Annotated in this window: 14 protein-coding genes; 3 read left to right on the forward strand and 11 right to left on the reverse strand. The window is 71.1% G+C overall.

Translation table 11 applies throughout. The features are described 5' to 3' along the window. Window positions 1-16: 16 nt before the first annotated feature. The 5 genes from OIE67_RS39805 to OIE67_RS39825 are packed head-to-tail and all read right to left on the reverse strand — an operon-like array spanning window position 17 to window position 6212. On the reverse strand, window positions 17-1603 hold the full coding sequence (locus OIE67_RS39805) for an acyl-CoA synthetase (protein WP_326630219.1): 1587 nt from the start codon (window positions 1601-1603) through the stop codon (window positions 17-19). Continuing rightward, window positions 1603-2751 carry a thiolase domain-containing protein gene (locus OIE67_RS39810; protein ID WP_326645624.1) on the reverse strand — a complete coding sequence of 383 codons (1149 nt, stop codon included), beginning with the start codon at window positions 2749-2751 and terminating at the stop codon, window positions 1603-1605. The genes OIE67_RS39805 and OIE67_RS39810 overlap by 1 nt, the downstream gene beginning before the upstream one ends. A gap of 2 nt (window positions 2752-2753) precedes the next feature. Continuing rightward, window positions 2754-3773 carry a thiolase domain-containing protein gene (locus OIE67_RS39815; RefSeq protein WP_326630220.1) on the reverse strand — a complete coding sequence of 340 codons (1020 nt, stop codon included), beginning with the start codon at window positions 3771-3773 and terminating at the stop codon, window positions 2754-2756. Further along, window positions 3770-4669, reverse strand: coding sequence for a Zn-ribbon domain-containing OB-fold protein (locus OIE67_RS39820; protein WP_326630222.1), 900 nt, complete (start codon window positions 4667-4669; stop codon window positions 3770-3772). Before OIE67_RS39820 ends, OIE67_RS39815 begins: the two co-directional genes overlap by 4 nt. Next, window positions 4659-6212 (reverse strand): acyl-CoA synthetase, encoded by a 1554-nt coding sequence (locus OIE67_RS39825; RefSeq protein WP_326630225.1) that lies wholly within the window; start codon window positions 6210-6212, stop codon window positions 4659-4661. Before OIE67_RS39825 ends, OIE67_RS39820 begins: the two co-directional genes overlap by 11 nt. A gap of 227 nt (window positions 6213-6439) precedes the next feature. On the opposite strand from OIE67_RS39825, the gene OIE67_RS39830 reads away from it, so the two are divergent. Together OIE67_RS39830 and OIE67_RS39835 are read left to right on the forward strand one after the other, a co-directional pair. After that, complete coding sequence (locus OIE67_RS39830) at window positions 6440-7249, forward strand: crotonase/enoyl-CoA hydratase family protein (protein WP_106236787.1); 810 nt, start codon at window positions 6440-6442, stop codon at window positions 7247-7249. A gap of 49 nt (window positions 7250-7298) precedes the next feature. Beyond that, window positions 7299-7547: a type II toxin-antitoxin system Phd/YefM family antitoxin gene (locus OIE67_RS39835; RefSeq protein WP_326630227.1), complete on the forward strand. Its 249-nt coding sequence runs from the start codon at window positions 7299-7301 to the stop codon at window positions 7545-7547. Between the two features lie 10 nt (window positions 7548-7557). Here the strand turns inward: OIE67_RS39835 and OIE67_RS39840 are convergent, their stop codons facing one another. Continuing rightward, window positions 7558-8664, reverse strand: coding sequence for an NAD(P)H-dependent flavin oxidoreductase (locus tag OIE67_RS39840; protein ID WP_326630229.1), 1107 nt, complete (start codon window positions 8662-8664; stop codon window positions 7558-7560). A gap of 162 nt (window positions 8665-8826) precedes the next feature. Next, window positions 8827-9750, reverse strand: a complete 924-nt coding sequence (locus OIE67_RS39845) for a DUF3068 domain-containing protein (protein WP_326630231.1) — start codon at window positions 9748-9750, stop codon at window positions 8827-8829. Between the two features lie 167 nt (window positions 9751-9917). Between OIE67_RS39845 and OIE67_RS39850 the strand changes: the two genes are divergently transcribed. Then, window positions 9918-11063: an acyltransferase family protein gene (locus OIE67_RS39850; RefSeq protein ID WP_326630233.1), complete on the forward strand. Its 1146-nt coding sequence runs from the start codon at window positions 9918-9920 to the stop codon at window positions 11061-11063. Here the strand turns inward: OIE67_RS39850 and OIE67_RS39855 are convergent. Genes OIE67_RS39855 through OIE67_RS39870 form a run of 4 tightly spaced genes read right to left on the reverse strand, consistent with a single transcriptional unit; the run spans window position 10990 to window position 17262 of the window. Beyond that, the gene (locus OIE67_RS39855; RefSeq protein WP_326630235.1) at window positions 10990-15123 is read right to left on the reverse strand and encodes an alpha-(1->3)-arabinofuranosyltransferase domain-containing protein; all 4134 of its coding nucleotides are present in this window, start codon (window positions 15121-15123) and stop codon (window positions 10990-10992) included. The two genes, OIE67_RS39850 and OIE67_RS39855, sit on opposite strands and share 74 nt — an antisense overlap. Next, entirely contained in the window at window positions 15120-16316 is a 1197-nt protein-coding gene (locus tag OIE67_RS39860; RefSeq protein WP_326630237.1) for a glycosyltransferase family 4 protein, read from the reverse strand. The genes OIE67_RS39855 and OIE67_RS39860 overlap by 4 nt, the downstream gene beginning before the upstream one ends. Further along, entirely contained in the window at window positions 16313-17116 is an 804-nt protein-coding gene (locus OIE67_RS39865; RefSeq protein WP_326630239.1) for a glycosyltransferase, read from the reverse strand. The genes OIE67_RS39860 and OIE67_RS39865 overlap by 4 nt, the downstream gene beginning before the upstream one ends. 11 nt (window positions 17117-17127) lie before the next feature. Next, window positions 17128-17262 carry a hypothetical protein gene (locus OIE67_RS39870; RefSeq protein ID WP_281262581.1) on the reverse strand — a complete coding sequence of 45 codons (135 nt, stop codon included), beginning with the start codon at window positions 17260-17262 and terminating at the stop codon, window positions 17128-17130. Window positions 17263-17311: the final 49 nt, after the last annotated feature.

Below are 17311 nucleotides of genomic sequence, written 5' to 3' on the forward strand. Positions count from 1 at the left end.
CGACGCGACAGGCCGCTCAGCCGCCGGCGTTCTCGACGGTTTCCCTGGCCCAGCGGTAGTCGGCCTTGCCGGCCGGTGACCGTACCATCTCGCCCACGAACGCGTACGTCCGCGGCACCTTGTACCCCGACAGCAACCCCCGGCAGTGCGCGTCCAGCTCGGCGGCCGTCACCTCGGTCCCGGGCCGGGGCTCGATCACGGCGGCCACCTTGGTGCCCCAGCGTTCGTCCGGCACCCCGGTCACCACCGCGTCGAACACGCCGGGATGGCCCTTGAGCACCGCCTCGATCTCCTCGGGGAAGACCTTCTCGCCGCCGGTGTTGATGCACTGCGAGCCGCGGCCGAAGACGTTCACGGTGCCGTCGGGGTCCACGGTGGCCAGGTCACCGGTGAGCAGCCAGCGGGTGCCGTCCTCGTCGGTGACGAACGTGCGGGCGGTCTTCTCGGGGTCGTTGTAGTAGCCGAAGGCGACCCGTCCCGACCTGGCCACGGTGCCCATCTGGCCGGAGCCGGGCTCGACCGGCCGGTTCTTCTCGTCGAGCACGGCCAGGGTGACGACGGCGTTCGGCTTGTAGCGCAGGCCCTTCTCCGGGGAGGAGCCGGCCACGCCCGAGGCGGTGTAGCCGGACTCGGTGGAGCCGAAGCTGTCGAGGATCATCACGTTCGGGAGCAGCTCCTGGAGGCGGTCGCGGACCGCGCCGGACAGGATCGCGCCGGTCGAGCTGATCACGAACAGGGAGGACAGGTCGAAGTCGCCGCCCTCCAGCGCCTCGGTCAGGGGCCTGGCCATGGCGTCACCGGTGATGTTCATGGTGGAGACGCGCTCGCGCTCAACCGTCCGCCACACCTCGGCGGCCTCGAACTTGCGCACGAACACGGTGGTCGAGCCCATCCACCAGGAGATGAACGTGGTCATCTGCGCGGCCCCGTGCATGAGCGGCGGCACCGCCATCATGATCATGGGGGTGGCCTTGACGGCCTCGTCGACGACCTCCTGCGGGGTGGTGCGCGGCTCGCCGTACGGGTTGCCGCCGCCGAAGCCCATGAACAGGTCCTCGACGTGCCACATCGCGCCCTTGGGCATGCCGGTGGTACCGCCGGTGTAGATGATGTAGACGTCCTGGCCGGACCGGGCGGGGAAGCCGCGTTCCGGCTTGCCTCGTTCGAGCGCCGTACCGTACGGGACCGCCGAGCCGATCGACGGCGGCCCGCCGACCGAGATCAGGTGCTCCAGCAGCGGCGCCTGACCGGCCACGGCGGCCACCCGTGGCTCGAACTCCACGTCGTAGATCAGCGCCCGTAGGTCGGAGTCCCGGTAGAGGTAGAGCAGCTCGGCCTCGACGTAGCGGTAGTTGACGTTGATCGGCACGGCTCTGATCTTGAGGGCGGCGAGCATGCCGGCGACGTACTCGACGCCGTTGCAGAGGTGCAGGCCGACGTGCTGGCCGGGCTGGACGCCGAGGTCCGTGAGGTAGTGGGCGAGCCGGTTCGCCTCGGCCTCGAGTTCGGCGTACGTGCGCCGTTCCCGGCCGCAGACGACGGCCGTCCTGTCCCCGATCGTGTCCGCGAGCCCTTCGAACAGGTCAGCGTGGTTGAACTCCATCAGGGTCTCTCCCGTCCGACGATCCACATCGCGAAGAACTGGGCTCCCCCGCCGTAGGCATGGCCGAGCGCCGTCCGGGCGCCGTCCACCTGGTGCTCGCCCGCCATCCCGCGCACCTGGAGCGCGGCCTCGGCGAACCTGATCAACCCCGACGCCCCGATGGGGTTGCTGGACAGCACCCCGCCCGAGGCGTTCCACGGGATGTCACCGTCGAGTGCCGTGGCGCCCGACTCGGTGAGCTTCCATCCCTCCCCCTCCGCCGCGAACCCCAGGTTCTCCAGCCACATCGGCTCGTACCAGGAGAACGGCACGTACACCTCGGCCACGTCGATCTGCCGGCGCGGGTCGGCGATCCCGGCCTGCCGGTAGACGTCGGCGGCGCAGTCCTTGCCGGCCTGCGGGCTGACCGTGTCGCGGCTCGCGCGGAAGATCGGCTCGGAGCGCATGGCCGTCCCGTGCACCCAGGCGGGCGTGCCGGTGACCGCCGACTCGGACGACAGCACCATCGCGCAGGCGCCGTCGCTGGACGGGCAGGTCTCCAGGTAGCGGATGGGCTCCCAGAGCATGGGCGTGGACTCGACCATCTTCTGGTCGATGCCGGGGATCCGCAGGTGCGCGTACGGGTTCTTCAGCGCGTTCAGCCGGTCCTTGACCGCGACGAGCGTCCCGATGTGCCCGGGTGCTCCGGATCTGCGCATGTATTCGCGGATGTGCGGGGCGAAGTAGCCGCCCGCGCCCACCACCAGCGACGCGCTGAACGGCAGGTGCGTGGACAGCGCCCAGGTGGCGTTGGACTCCGACTGCTTCTCGAACGCCACCACGAGCACCCGCTCGTGCACGCCGCCCTGGATGAGTGAGGCGCCGACCAGCGCGGTCGAGCCGCCGACGCTGCCCGCCGTGTGCACGCGCATCATGGGCTTGCCCGCCGCGCCGAGCGCGTCCGCCAGGTACGACTCCGGCATCATCACGCCCTCGAACAGGTCGGGCGCCTTGCCGATGACCACGGCGTCGATGTCCTTGAACGTCAGCCCGGCGTCCTCCAGCGCCCGCAGCGCGGCCTCGCGGACCAGGCCGGCGATCGAGACGTCCCTGCGCTTGGTCGTGTAGTGCGTCTGCCCGACGCCGATGACCGCGCACCGGTTTCCCATGGTCATGCCTCCAGGACGGTCACGAGGTTCTGCTGCAGGCAGGGGCCGCTCGCGGCGTGGGCGACCGTGCGGCGGGCCCGGCCGTCGTGGATGTGCCGCGCGGCCTCGCCGATGCGGATGAGCCCCGTGGCCATGACGGGGTTGGCGGCCAGCGGCCCGCCCGACGGGTTGATCAGGGTGCCGCCGCCGAGTTCGAGCGCCCGCCGCAGGATGATCTCCTCGTGCGGGAACTGGGCGTGCAGCTCGGCCACCTCGACGGGCGCCTTGCCGACTCCGGCGGCCCGGGCGGCGTCGGCGGCGGAGGCCGAGCCGGACAGGTCGCGCAGGCCCAGGTAGTGGGGTTCGGTGCGGTGGGCGATGCCCCTGATGTAGGCGGGGGTGGAGCAGAGCCGGGTGGCCAGGTCGCCGGTGGCCAGCACGATCGCGGCGGCGCCGTCCGTGATGGGGGGCACGTCCGTCTTCTTGAGTGGTTGTACGGCGAAGTCTTCGCCGTCCGGTTCGGGCAGATCGAGCGCGTACGGGTTGCCCCGGCCGTCGGCCCGGCTGCGCCGGACGATCTCGTCGAGCTCCGCCCGGTCCGCGCCGACCGCGTTGGCCTGGAGCGCGGCGTAGGAGAGCTGGTCGAGGCCGAGCGGCGCCAGATAGTACGGGTCCAGCTGCAACGTCATGATCGTCCGCAGGTCGCCGAGCGACGACTTGCCGAACCCGTAGACCAGGGCCGAGTCGATGTCGCCGTGCTGGAGCCGGACCCACGCCTCGTACAGGGCCCAGGCGCCGTCCATCTCGACGTGGCTCTCGGAGATCGGCGGCCAGGCGGCCAGCGCGTCGAGGGCCGAGACGAACGAGAACGGGGCCCCGGCGAGGTAGTCGCAGCTGCCTGAGCAGGTGAAGCCGAACCGCTTGAGCCCGGTGCGCTCCTTGATCTCGTTGATCACGGGCGCGATCAGCTCGGGCTCGGTCAGGCCGGTGTCGTGATCGGTGTGCCGCGTCTGGGCGAACGCGACGATCGCCACATCTCTCATGACAGCTCCACGTCGGGCTCGCCGGTGGGGGCGAACCAGCGGATGTTCGCCATGGACGCGGTGCGCTCGCTCTCGGGCACCCAGACCGCCTTGACCCGCATCCCCTGGCGCACCTCGTGTGCGGGAACGTCGCCGATGAGGGCGATCATGGGGATGTCGGTGGTGTCGAGCAGAATGTACGCCGAGACGAACGGCACCTCGGGGGCCCGGGGATCGGGCAGGTTGTTGATGGCGAACGTGGTGATCGTCCCGGTGTCGGGCACCTCGAACGTGTCCCCCAGGCTCTGTCCGCATTCGGGGCAGTTCAGCCGGTAGGGCACGTACACCTTCGCGCACCGCTCGCACCGGCCGGCCAGGAGGACGCCGCGCTCGACGCCCTCAAGGAAGATCCGCAGCGCGCCGCCGGCCTGGAGGCGGTACTCGGCGCGTACGTTCGAGACGATCTTCGTGACCTCGGGCGCGAAGTGGGAGATGTCGGTGATGTGGCCGGTGGGCCGGTCGCTCCAGACCGGCCAGACCCGCATGCCCGCCGCCATCGCCTTGGCGTTGTCCGCGGCCACGGCGTGCAGCAGCGCGGTGTCCGCGCCGTCCAGCTCGATCAGCGCCCAGGCGAAGGGGCGGTCGAGGGGGTGGCCGTCCAGCGGCCGCTCCACCCAGGCCCACGTCTTCACCGTGCCGGCCGGGCCCACCTCCGTGTACTCGCCGGTGACCGGCTCGCCGGTCTCGGGGTCGTACTCCAGGGGCGGGACGAGCACCCGGCCCTCCGCCGTCCTGACCCCCACGATGCGGCGAGCGCGTAATTCGGTCAGGAACCGGCCGATCACCGGTCCTGTCGTCCGCGTGTAGCCGCCCGGGAACTCCAGGACGTGCTGAGCGACCAGGGGATCAGATGGCACGGTCGTGTCCCTCCCAGTACGGGGCTCGGAGTTTGCGTTTCAGCAGCTTGCCGTTGGGCTCGCGGGGCATCTCGGCGATGAAGTCGATGCTCTTGGGCCACTTCATCCTGGACAGGCGGCCCTCCAGCGAGGCCAGCAGCTCGGCGGCCAGCTCGGGGCCCGGCTCCGCGTTCTGGGCCGGCTCGACGACGGCCTTGATCTGCTCGCCCCACTCCTCGTCCGGGATGCCGAACACGGCCACGTCGGCCACCTTGGGGTGGATCATCAGCTCGTTCTCGATCTCGGCCGGGTAGATGTTCGCCCCGCCGGAGATGATCATGTCGGCCTTGCGGTCGCACAGGTAGAGGAAGCCGTCCTCGTCCAGGTAGCCGATGTCGCCGACGGTGAAGTAGTCCTTCAGCCGGCTCGCGGCGGTCTTGGCGGGGTCGCCCTTGTACTCGAACGTGGCGCCCATCATCTTCATGTAGATCGTCCCGGGCGTGCCGGTGGGCACCGGTTCGCCCTCGTCGTCCGCGATGAGCAGCTCGCTGATCGGCCAGGCCGAGCCGACCGTGCCCGGGTGCGCCTTCCAGCCCTCGGGCGTGGCCAGGGTGCCGCCGCCCTCGGTGGCCGCGTAGTACTCGTAGACGCAGTCGCCCCACCACTCGAGCATCGCCCACTTGACCGGGACTGGACAGGGGGCGGCGGCGTGGATCATCCAGGAGAGCGAGGAGAGGTCGTACTTCGCGCGGGTCTGCTCCGGCAGCGCGAGCAGCCGCTTGAAGTGGGTGGGGACCAGGTGCGAGTTGGTGACGCGGTGCCGCTCGCACAGCGCCAGCATCTCCTCGGCGTCCCACTTGTCCATGTAGACGAGGGTGTGCCCCATGTGCAGGGCCGTGCCGCCGAACTGGGTCACCGCCGTGTGGTAGCTCGGCGAGGTCACCAGGTGGGCGTTCGGGCGGCCGGGGGTGATGCCGAACAAGGTGAGGAGGAACGTCATGAGCTCGGCGGACTCGTCCGGATCCATGCCGCTGAGCGGCCGTCTGACGCCTTTGGGCTTGCCCGTGGTGCCGGAGGTGTAGTGCATGGTGGCGCCGGCGGTGCGGCCGGCGGGGGCGGTGTCGGGCTGCCCCTCGGTGAGCTCGCTCACGTCCCGGAAACCCTCCACCCCCGTGGCCGCGCCGATGAGGAAGCGGCGCTCGGGCTCGATGGCCTCTGCTCCCCTGACCCCCTCGCCCAGGTAGCGCGGGTGCACGAAGAACGCCTTCGCCTCGCTGTCGGAGACGATGTACGCGATCTCGGGCCCGGTCAGATGCCAGTTGACCGGCGTGTAGTACCAGCCGGCCTGGAGCGCGGCGAGATACAGGACGAGCCCGTCGGCGCCGTTCGGCACCAGGCCGCAGATGCCGTCGCCGGGCTGGAGTCCGAGCTCGCGCAGCCCGTGGACGAGGCGGTTCGAGCGGGCCAGCAGGTCACCCGCGCGGTGCTGCGTGCCGTCGGGGTCCACGGCCGCGATCCACTCGGGATCCGCCTGCGCGAGCCTCCAGAAACCGAGCGTGCCCATCTGTTTCTCCTCTGCTCATGGCTTCACTCCGTGAAGCGGGCTCGGTCGCCTTGATGCCGCCGTCTTCCCCCGCTCTGGTGGCTCCGCTCTCGCCGCTCCTCCAGACGACGGCGCTCCCTCGCGTCGTCGCGCGAGCAAAACAGGAACCTGTTCTCGTTTGCTCATGGGAGCGTATCCTGGGCCAAAGTCCGTAGCAAGCGCTTGATTAAGTCACTTCGGAGGCATCCGTGGAGCTCCTGCCGATCAGCACCCCCCACTGCCGGATCGAGCGTGACGGCCACGTCCTGACCGTCACGATGAACCGGCCCGAGGCCCGCAACGCGCTGTCCTCGGACATGCTGATCGGGCTGGCCTCGGCGTGGGCGTACGCGTCGGAGGAGCCGGAGATCAGAGTCGCGATCCTGACCGGGGCGCAGGGCACCTTCTGCGCCGGCGCCGACCTCAAGGCCATGGGCCAGCCGTCGGCGGACCCTGAGGTGCAGGCCAGGGCCGCCCAGATCGCCAACTTCCACTGGAAGGGCCTGCTGCGCGAGGACCTGCCGACCAAGCCGATCATCTGCGCGGTGGAGGGCTACGCCGTTGCCGGAGGCACCGAACTGCTGGTGGGCACGGACCTGCGGATCGTGGCCGAGTCGGCCACCCTGGGCCTGTTCGAGGCCAAGCGCGCGCTGTTCCCCATGGGCGGCAGCGCCGTCCGGCTGCCCCGGCAGATCCCGTACTGCCACGCCATGGACCTCCTGCTCACCGGCCGCCCCATCACGGCGGCGGAAGCGCTGTCGATGGGCCTGGTCAACCGCGTGGTCCCGGACGGCCAGGCCCTCACGGCGGCCCGCGAACTGGCCGAGAACGTGGCCTCCTCGGGCCCGCTGGCCGTCCAGGCGATTCTGCGCACGTACCGGGACACGCTCGGCATGCCGGAGGTGGACGCCCTGAAGGTCTCGGACGAGCTCGGCTGGCCGGTGATCGGCTCGGAGGACGCCAAGGAAGGCACAAGGGCCTTCCGCGAAAAGCGCCCCGCCACCTACCGCGGCCACTGACCAAGATTCCGCAGCGCCGAAGCCGCGAGCGGCTACAGTGAGGCGCACGATGAAGGTCATCAGCCGGCGGGAGCTCCTCGACAACGCCGCAGCCGTCATGGATCAGGTCGTCGCGGGTGAGATCTTCCGCATCACCCGCGACGGCGTCGAGATGGCGGAGCTCCGGCCGCTCGCGCGCAGCCGGCGGTCGAGCGCCGAAGAGCTGGTCGCCAAGCTTCGGCTGCTCCCTCGCATCGACTACGCCGAGATGCGCCGCGAGGCGGACGAGTTCTTCGGGACGGAGGACCCGGGCCGCTGACGGCGGGTGGTCAGTCGTCGGTGAGGCGGGCGAGGCGGTCCAAAGCCTCGCCGTACTCCTCCACCAGGCTGAAGACCACGTCCTTGGCCGGCCGTACCTGGTTCATCACGCCGATGATCTGGCCGGCCGGGAAGGTGGCCAGTTCGGTGGCGTCGGAGCGGCCGATGCGGCGCAGGGCGTCGGAGACCAGCATGAACTGCAGCGGCATCGGCAGCGTCCCGGGCGACTCCTCCGACTCCCACGCCTGCGTCCACTCGTTCTTGAGCAGCCGGGCCGGCTTGCCGGTCCAGCTGCGGGAGCGGACGGTGTCGCGGGAGGTGGCCGAGAGGATGCGGCGTTTGGCCATCTCCGGGGTGTCGGCCTCCTCGACCGTGAGCCACAGGGAGCCGGTCCAGACCCCGTCGGCCCCGAGCGCCATCCCGGCGGCCATCTGGCGGCCGTTGCCGATGCCGCCCGCCGCCAGCACGGGCACGTCCACGGCGTCCACGACCTGCGGGATGAGGACCATGGTGGAGATCTCGCCGGTGTGGCCGCCGGCCTCCGTGCCCTGGGCGACGACCACGTCCACCCCCACCTCCACCTGCTTGAGCGCGTGGCGCGGGGTCGAGGCGAGCGCGGCGACCTTGACGCCGTGATCGTGCGCGAGCTTCACCACGTCGGCGGGCGGCGGGCCGAGGGCGTTGGCGAGGAGCGCGATGGGATGACGCAGGGCCACCTCCACCTGGGGGCGGGCGGTGGCGTCGGTCCAGCCGAGCAGCACCCGGCCGGCTTCGGCGTCGGCCGACAGCGGCGGGACGCCGTGCTTGGCCAGGAGGTCCTCGACGAAGGCGCGGTGGCCGTCGGGGATCATCGAGCGCAGCCGGCCGACCAGTTCCTCGGGTGCGAAGTCGGCGCCCTCGTACGAGGCCGGCATGACCACGTCGACCCCGTACGGCCTGCCGTCCACGTGGTCGTCGATCCATTTGAGCTCCTGTTCGAGCTCCTCCGGCGTGAAGTAGAGCGCGCCGAGCACGCCCATGCCGCCCGCCCGGCTCACCGCGGCGACCACGTCCCTGCAGTGACTGAAAGCGAAGATCGGCAAGTCGATTCCGAACATGTCCGTGACACGTGTCCGCATGGCCCGACCATACGTCCGCCGACCGGCAAACTGCAACGCGTTCTAGACTAGAACTTCTCGTCTGGTACTCACGGGTAACCTTGCACTATAACTCGTTCTAGTTCGCTTTCCGGAAAAGAAAAAGGGCCCGTTCTCACGGGCCCTGGGACAAATGCGCGGACGTCACTCGCCGGCGGCCGGCCGGCGGCGCCCCACGATGATCCCGGCGAGGACCAGGAAGACGCCCACGACGAGCAGGACCAGCGGAATCGTGTTGCGCAGCAGGTTGATCGTGCTCTTGCCGTCCTGCGCGTCCTTGACCAGCTCCTCGACGGTCTTCTCGGTCATCTTCGCGGTGGCGATGAAGGCCGCGGAGCGCTCGACGCCGTCCTGCGTCTTCAGCACCTCGTGGCGCTGCACCTCCTGGCGGACGGGCGATCCGGTGACGGGCTCGATCCAGTACGTGGTCTTGCCGTCGTACCAGCGGTCCACCTGCACGTCCCCGGTGGTGCCGGTCATGCCGAGCACGTTGGCGGGAGCGGTGCGGGTCTCGGTCTTGGTCGGCGGCACGGACTGCTCGAAGACGTAGACGGGCAGGCCGTTGACGTTGTCCTCGCGGACGAACGTGGCGTCGAACGCCTTGCCCGCCGTGGAGTTGAACACCTTGTACGTCTTCTTCTCCACGTCGAACGGGAACTTGTAGACCTGGCCCTCGATCGTCACGGGCGCCTTCTCCACGCTGGTGCCGCAGCAGTTCACGCCCGCGCCCGTGTAGCGGTTGAAGGCGCTGCGGCGCTCGGAGATGTCGATCTGCGGCCGCTTGTTGGTGACGTCGTTGACGACCATGGCCTCGTCCCAGACCACCCGGTCGCTGGTGGCCTCCTTCACGTCACCGCGGGTGGTGACGATGATGTCGAGGTCGCCGGTCAGCACCTTGAGGTCCTGCAGCGAGAAGTACTGGGCGCCCTTGGCCTCCAGCCGCGAGATGCCGAACTGGTCGGCCGGGGCCGAGATGATCTGGCCGGCCGCCCAGAATTTCAGCAGCGGCGCCAGCGCGATGAAGAAAGCCCCGAACCCGATGAGGACGAGCGTTGAGATACGACCCATCGAGGCCTCCGCCTTAGTAGAACACGTTGTCGTCTGGTGCGATCGTCGAGCAACAAAGTATGACAGGGGGTGATGCCCGTCACGGGCGCCCCTATCACCGCAACCAAATTGATAGAAACAAGTTCTATCGTGGTTTCGGCTTGGAAAGCGAGAAAGTGGGAGCAGGGATGAGGAGCAGGGACGCCGCCCTCGACGGCATCCGCGCGTTCGCCGCGCTCGGCGTCTGGCTGCTGCACGTCGGGAGCAACACCGGGGTCATGTACCGCGAGGGCATGTTCCCCTGGATGATGAGCCGTCTGGGCATCGCCGTACCCATCTTCTTCCTCCTGTCCGGCCTGCTCCTCTACCGCCCGTGGGCGCGCGCGGTGATCGAGGATACGCCACGCCCGAGACCGCTGCGTTACCTGTGGCGCCGGGTGCTGCGCGTCATGCCGGTCTACTGGCTCGTGACCGGGCTGGCGCTGTGGGCGTGGAACTCGTTCGACTGGACGGGCTGGGCGAAGTGGCTGCTGCTGCTGCAGAACTTCTTCCCCGGCGACCCGGTGCCCGACGGGCTCTACCAGATGTGGACGCTGCCCATCGAGATGTCCTTCTACGTGCTGCTGCCGGTGCTGGCCTGGGTGCTGCACCGGTGGGCGCGCGGCGGCAACCGGCCGGTGCGGCTGCTGGCGGGCATCGCCGTGCTGCCGGCGATCTCGGTCGCCACCGTGATCGCGGCCAGGGAGCTCGCGCAGCCGCAGCTCGCCCTGCTGCTGCCGTACCATCTGGTCTTCTTCGCCTGCGGCATGGCCATGGCGGTGCTGTCGGTGTGGATCGGGCACAGCCGCGTGATCGACTCGCTGGCCCCGCAACTGCTCGTGCTGGCCGCCCTGCTGTACGCGCTGCTGAGCACCGGGCTGGCCGGGCCGCGCACGCTCACGCTGCCCACCCTGTCGCAGTCGCTCTGGCGGATCAGCCTGGAGACCGCCGTGGCCGTGCTCGTGGTGGCGCCCTTCGCGCTGGCCTCCCATCCGGGCTCGCTGCGCGACCGCGTGCTCGGCAACCCCGTCTGCGCCTACCTGGGCCGCATCTCCTACAGCTTCTTCCTCTGGCACGCCCCCGTGATCACGCTGCAGCTCAAGATCATGGGCGCGCAGCCGTTCCAGGGCGACTTCGCCAGCGTGGCGGTGGTGTCGTTCGTCGTCACGATGCTGCTGAGCGTCGGCAGCTACCACCTCGTCGAGGTGAGCGCGCTCAAGCTCAGCCGACACCGGTCAGCACCTGTTCCGCGGCCGGCCGCTCCGGCTCCGCTGCCGGCCGCTCCGGCTCCGTGACGAGCTGGCCGAACAGCACGCCCACGGCCGCGCAGGCCGCCAGCTGCGGCGCCTCGTCCATGAGCAGGGCCACGTCGATCCCGTACTCGCGCAGCACCATGGCCGCCGCCAGCGCGGCCGTGGCCGCGCCGAAGACGCCGGCCGCCGCCCAGTGGGCGGGCAGCCCGCGGGAACGCAGGAGCAGGGTCACCAGGACCGCCGCGAGCACCGCGATCATGCCGGGCCAGTTCGCCACCCAGCCGCCGAAGGCCAGCGCCAGCACGATCACGTACGGGGCCCTCGGCCTGGCCATCCGCGCCACCGAGGCCGGGGCGGTCTCGCGTACGTGCTCGGGCCGCGGCCCCCGCAGCACGAGCGCGGCCAGCGCGAGCAGCGCGATGCCGGCCAGGCCGAGCAGGAGCGCGAGCCGGTAGGCCCGGTCGGGCAGGTATTCCAGCTCGGCCGTCCCCGACGTGCCCGCCGGCAGCTCCCAGCCCTGCTTCCAGCCGTCGATCCGCACCGGTTTGAGCGTCTTGCCGCTGATCTGGGCGCGCCAGCCGGCGTTGTAGTTCTCGTTGACGACCAGGAAGGCGTCCTTGGGCGCGCTCACCGTGACCTCGCGCGCCGTGGTGGTCCAGACGCTCTGCACCGCCGCGCCCTCCACGCCGCGCGGCTTCTCGGCCAGCGATCCGACCACGAGCGAGTCGATCGCGTACGGGTCCCAGCCCGCCACCCGCACCCGGTTGTCACCGGCGGCCAGCCCTGCCTTGGAGCACCCGATGATCCGCACCGGCCGCTGTTCGAGCAGGTCGGCATGGGTGCCGACGACCCTGGTGGCGACGCTGCGGCCGTTCACCTCGATGTTCGGCCCGAGCCCGCAGTCCAGCCTGAGCGGGATGTCCGCGGGCCGGCCCACCGGGTCGACGCCGGGCACCACCAGCTCCGTCACCTGCAGCCGCTGGGAGAACGGGGTGAAGCGCAGCTTGATCTTCGAGGTCTTCATGGGCTTGAACGTGAGCACGTTCCGCTCGTCCACCCGCCCGCCGCGCACCGCGCCGCCGTCGCCGCTCACGATCACGTCCATGGGCTGCTTGTCGCCGCCGGGACGGCCGATCTGGACGCGGGAGATCGTACGTCTGCCCTTCCAGGCGATGGTGAGCGTGGGCTCGGCGTCGTCGGAGGCGGGGATCCAGGTGGTGCTCCCGTCGGCGTCGAAGGCCGACCTGGGCGACACCACGGCGTCCTCGCTGAGCTGGGACGAGCCGGTCACGGTGGTCAGGTCCGCACGGACCCGGGTGAACCGGTCGACCAGCTTCGGATCCCTCAGCACGGCCGTTCCGCGCACGTTCGCCGCCGAGGCGGACTCCGCACGGAAAGTCCGGTCGAACCCGGTCTCCTCACCCTGTTTGGCCAGCATCACCTCGTTGCACACCCACCGGTACGTGTTACGCATGCACGCGGGCCGCTCGTCCAGCCCTCGGTCCATCACGTACACGTCGCCGCCCTGGCCGGGCAGCCGGATCGAACGGCCCGCGGTCACACCGGGGATCGACAGCTCGACGATGCCGACCCGCTGCCCGTAGCTCCACTCCTGCGACGCGGTGCCGGCCACCTTGATCCGCACCCAGCTCGTGGTCCCGTCCGGGACCCGCAGCCGCTGCGGCTCCGTGGTGCGCCGCACGTCCTGGACCAGACCGCCCGCCTCGCTCTCCACGGCCACCTTGGTGATGACCTGGCCGAGCAGCAGGTCGGGGGCGAACATCACGTTCACGTACGGGATCCGCGTGCTGCCCGGCAGGTCCACCCGCAGCCACTCGCCCACCGGGCGCCTGGAGCCGTCGCTCTCCCAGCCGGTGCGGACGTTGCCGTCCATGGCCGCCCAGGGGCTGCGGCCGGTGGAGCTGATGCCCGCGATCGCGTACGGGTCGGCGACCGAGGAGGAGGCGCTGATGCCGGAGATGCCGTGGTACTCGGCCACCGCCGTCTCGCCCAGCCAGCCGTTCTCCAGCAGGTCCAGCGCCCTGACCCCGGCGAAGTCCGCCTTGCTGCCCGCTGTGAGCGTGGGTGACAGGTTCGTCCTGATCTCGCCGAAGGAACGCTCGCGCAGCCGCAGCGCGTCGCTGACCACGGTCGGCGCCTCGCGGGTGCCCGCGTCGCCGTTGACCAGGACCGGAGCGTCGCCGAGCAGGCCGAGGTCGCCCATCGCGAGCAGCGAGTCGGGCCCGCCGCGCACGGCCACCGCGTCGGCCGCGGCCTGCACGGAGACCAGGTCGCTGCTGCCCGCGACCTCGTACAGGTCGAGCGCGGGGAACGGCGCGTCGAGCTGGTTGACCGCGTCGTCGGTCTCCTTGTCGCCGACCGGCTCGCCGAACGAGCGCACCTTCGTCAGGCCCGGCGTCTCGCGCAGCGCCTCGTGGACGCGGGACGGCCAGGCGCCCTGGAGGTTCTGCCTGATCAGGTCGTTCCTGACGAGCAGGTAGCGCACGCCCAGCCGGCGCAGCACGGTCGCCATCCCGGCCGAGCCGTGCCCGGCGGCCAGGCGCTGGTCGATGACGTCGAGCAGCCTGGTCAGGCCCACCGAGCCGGGCGGGGTGATCTGCCTGGCGGTCCAGCGCGCGGTGGTCAGGGCCTGCAACGGCTCGTCCATGGGGCGGCCCCAGACGTACTCGCCGAACTTGGCGCCCGGCACGACCAGCACGCCGTCGTCGCCGGCATTGCGGTTGAGCCAGTCCGCCGCCTCCTGCCAGTGCGACGGCACCCGCTCGAAGTCGCCGGGCGCGGCCAGCCCCTGGTTGAAGACGGGCAGCACGAGCGCAGCGGCGGCCGCCACCGCGACCGCGCGCAGCGGGATCCTGGCCCTGACCAGCAGGTGGGCCAGGCCGAAGGCGAGCGCGAGCCGGATCAAGGGGTCGAACTTGCGCAGGTTGCGCAGCGGCGCGAGCGGCCCGTCCAGCAGCCAGCGCACCGGCTCGGCCAGCACCGGTTCGAGCGCGCTCGCGTGCCCCGCCACGAGCGCGACCACGCCCACCAGGAACAGCGCCACCACGAACCCCTTGGCGGGCAGGTCACGGCGGGCCAGCCCGGCCAGGCCGAGCGCGGCCGGCACGCCGGTGACCACGACCATCGTGGCCGAGGTGGCGATGGCGAAGCCGGGCGGCTGCTCGAAGACGCCGTTCAGCGGCAGGTAACGCACCCAGTCGGAGGCGCCGCGCAGGACGTTGGTGAGCGAGGTGACCGCGGTGGTGGTCTCGGAGGTCTCGGTGTACGGCAGGAACGAGAACGCGTACCGGCCCACGAGCAGCAGCGGCAGCGTCCAGAACAGGGTGGCCACGGCCACCGCGCCCGACCACCAGGCGAGCAGCCGCCAGCGCGGCACCGGGCGCGGCCGGGTCAGGATGTACAGGACGGGCGCGACCAGCACGGCCAGCACGGCGACCGCGTTCACGCCGCCGCACAGCGCCACCGCCAGCGCCGACCTGACCGCCCCGCGCGCCCGCTGGCCCGTCTCCGACGCGGTGAGCAGCGGGATGAGGATCCACGGCAGCATCGCGGCGGGCAGCCACTCGATGGAGATCTCGCCCAGGATGGACAGCGTGCGCGGGGCCAGCGCGTACGCCAGCGCCCCCGCGATCCGCGTGCCCGGCGTGCCGATACCGAGCTGCCGCGACAGCCGTTCCACGCCGAGGAAGGCGACGCTCATGAGCAGCGTCAGCCAGAGCCGCTGCGTCACCCACGGCTCGACGCCGGCCAGGTCGCCCAGGGCGAAGAACGGGCCCATCGGGAAGACGTAGCCGGCCACCTGGTTCTGCAGCTGGCCGAAGTGCTGGATGTCCCACAGGTGGGCGGCGCGTTCCAGCCAGCCGACCGGGTTGAGCGCCAGGTCCATCTTGGTGTCGGAGATGAGGTGGCCCGGCTTGGTGGTGAAGGCCATCAGGGCGAAGCCGAAGCAGCACAGCAGCAGCCACAGACGGCGCCTGGCCGGCTCGCCGACCGGCCGGCCGGCTCCCGTGCGCCGTCCTGCGACGAGCTTGTCGGTGGGAAGCAGGCTCATGGCCCGCCGCGCGCCCGTCGGCTCGCTCACCACGCCTCCTGGCCGGGGCCTTGATCTGCGACAAGGCCGCGCCCAGGGCTTGGGCCGGGATCGAGGCCGGGGGCTGGGCCGGGGTCATGGCCGTGCATGAGGGTGATGAGGCGTTCCGCGCTGCGGTCCCAGGAGAAGCGGCCCGCCCATTCCCGACATTTCACGGTATAAGTGTGGTCCAGCTCGTCGAGTGCCGCGGCAATGCCCTTGGCCAGGTCCGTGCCCTCGGGCAGCAGCCAGCCCGTCTCCCCGTGCCGTACGGCGTCCCGCAGCCCGTCCACGTCGAAGGCCACGGTGGGCACGCCGAGCGCGGCCGCCTCCAGCACGCTCAACCCCCAGCCCTCCCCCTGTGAGCCGCTGACGTGCAGCCATGCCCGCGCGACGAGGCGCGCCTTGTCTTCCTCCGGCAGGTACCCGTGCAGGGTCACGCCCTCGGGCAGCCGCTCCCGCAGCGCCGCCTCCTCCGGCCCCCTGCCGATCACGTCCACGACCAGGCCGGGCCACCGCTCACGCAACTCCGCCACGGCGTCGAGCAGCAGGTGCACACGCTTGTGCGCGACCAGCCGCCCGAGGCAGACGATCCGCGGAACACCGCTCTTCACAGGCTCCACGGGCTCGCCGGGCTGGGCGGCGCTCGCCTCGTACGGCACATCCGGCTCGGCGACGCTGACCCCGTTCGGCACGATGTGCACGGGCCCCCGCCACCGGAGCCGCTCGCGCATGGCCAGCACCGTGGACGGCGAGACGGCCACGCTCGCGTGCCGCCGGTAGCTCCACCGCGACACCGGCCCCTCCAGGAACCGCCCGACCGCCGCCAGCCACCCCGGCATGTGCACCCCGAACTGCCGGTCGTGCACGTGGTGCACGACGCAGAGCACCCTGGTACGCCGCCGCAGCACCCACGGGGTGAAGAACGGGATCCCGTTCTGGCAGTCGAGCACGGCGTCGAAGCGCCCGCGGCGAAGCAGCAGCCAGCCCAGCACCAGCGGATAGACGGTGAAGACGCCACCCATGCGGACGAAACGCACCCCTTCGACGCTCTCGCGCCCGCTCTGCCCCGGCGCCCGCGCGGTGACGAAGCACACCGAGTGGCCGGCCCGCGCGAAGCGGCGGGCCAGCTCCCAGGCGAACGTCTCCGCACCGCCCGCCTGCGGATGCCAGGGGTCACGCCAGTTGACGACCGCGATCTTCACGGATATCCGACGGGGTCGAGCGGCGGTTCCCAGGCCGGGCGCGCGGCGGGCCGTGGCCGGACGCGCAGCCGCAGCCAGATCCGGCCGAGCTCCAGCACGATGCCGAACGTGTGGCGGGCCGGGGAGAAGCGCGAGCCCGGCATGTCCCGCCAGCACACGGGGATCTCCGTCACCTCCGAGCCCTGCCGCAGGCAGCGCGCGAGCAGTTCGACGTCGAAGGCGAACCCCGGCGTGCGCAACTGGGCGGCGATGTCGCGGGCGAGTACGCCGTCGAAGAACTTGAAGCCGCACTGGGTGTCGCTCACGCCGTGCACGAGCAGGCCGGCCAGCCCGCGGAAGCCGAAGGCCCCCAGCTCGCGGACCTTGCTGTGCCGGTTCTCCACGAGCGAGCCGTCGTGACCCCTCGATCCGATCACGACGCGTTCACCGGACAGCAGCAGCCCGAGCGCCACGTCGATGGCGCCGAGGTCGGTGGCCATGTCGGCGTCGAGGTAGCCGACGAAGGGCGCGCTCGTGCCGAGCAGCCCGGCGCGTACGGCGGCGCCCTTGCCCGGGGTCGCGCACCGGATCAGCCGGACGGGAACGGGACCGCGCGGCCAGGTCTCGACGATCTCGGCCGTGCGGTCGGTGCTGTCGTTGTCCACGACGATGACGGAGCTGGGGAACGGCATGCGGGCAAGCTTCGCGCACAGCTGCAGGAGCCCCCCGGGTAGTCGCCCTTCCTCGTTGTAGGCGGGAATGACGATCTCAAGCAGTGGTGGTCGACTCGTCCGCTCGTCCCCTTGCGGAGAGGGCGGCATCTCGGCTCGGGTTACCGGTCGCCGTAGTTGTAGAGCGGCTGGTTGACCGGCGTGGCGGTGGCGCCGGTGAAGGTGACGGTGGTGACCGTCGCCACGAGTGCCGCGACGGCGATGCCGATCATCGCCGCTAAGAGGATCTTGATCACCGGGGTTCCTCCTCATGCGGGCAAGCGGTGCGGGCGTCCCTCAACTTAG

Origin of the sequence: Nonomuraea fuscirosea (assembly GCF_035917475.1) — a bacterium.
Lineage (GTDB): Bacteria > Actinomycetota > Actinomycetes > Streptosporangiales > Streptosporangiaceae > Nonomuraea > Nonomuraea fuscirosea.

What these genes read in the sequence shown, in the direction of transcription:
- OIE67_RS39805 (WP_326630219.1), bottom strand. Translation starts at nt 1,603, where the DNA reads ATGGAGTTCAACCACGCTGACCTGTTCGAAGGGCTCGCGGACACGATC.
- OIE67_RS39810 (WP_326645624.1), bottom strand. Translation starts at nt 2,751, where the DNA reads ATGGGAAACCGGTGCGCGGTCATCGGCGTCGGGCAGACGCACTACACG.
- OIE67_RS39815 (WP_326630220.1), bottom strand. Translation starts at nt 3,773, where the DNA reads ATGAGAGATGTGGCGATCGTCGCGTTCGCCCAGACGCGGCACACCGAT.
- OIE67_RS39825 (WP_326630225.1), bottom strand. Translation starts at nt 6,212, where the DNA reads ATGGGCACGCTCGGTTTCTGGAGGCTCGCGCAGGCGGATCCCGAGTGG.
- OIE67_RS39835 (WP_326630227.1), top strand. Translation starts at nt 7,299, where the DNA reads ATGAAGGTCATCAGCCGGCGGGAGCTCCTCGACAACGCCGCAGCCGTC.
- OIE67_RS39840 (WP_326630229.1), bottom strand. Translation starts at nt 8,664, where the DNA reads ATGCGGACACGTGTCACGGACATGTTCGGAATCGACTTGCCGATCTTC.
- OIE67_RS39845 (WP_326630231.1), bottom strand. Translation starts at nt 9,750, where the DNA reads ATGGGTCGTATCTCAACGCTCGTCCTCATCGGGTTCGGGGCTTTCTTC.
- OIE67_RS39850 (WP_326630233.1), top strand. Translation starts at nt 9,918, where the DNA reads ATGAGGAGCAGGGACGCCGCCCTCGACGGCATCCGCGCGTTCGCCGCG.
- OIE67_RS39865 (WP_326630239.1), bottom strand. Translation starts at nt 17,116, where the DNA reads ATGCCGCCCTCTCCGCAAGGGGACGAGCGGACGAGTCGACCACCACTG.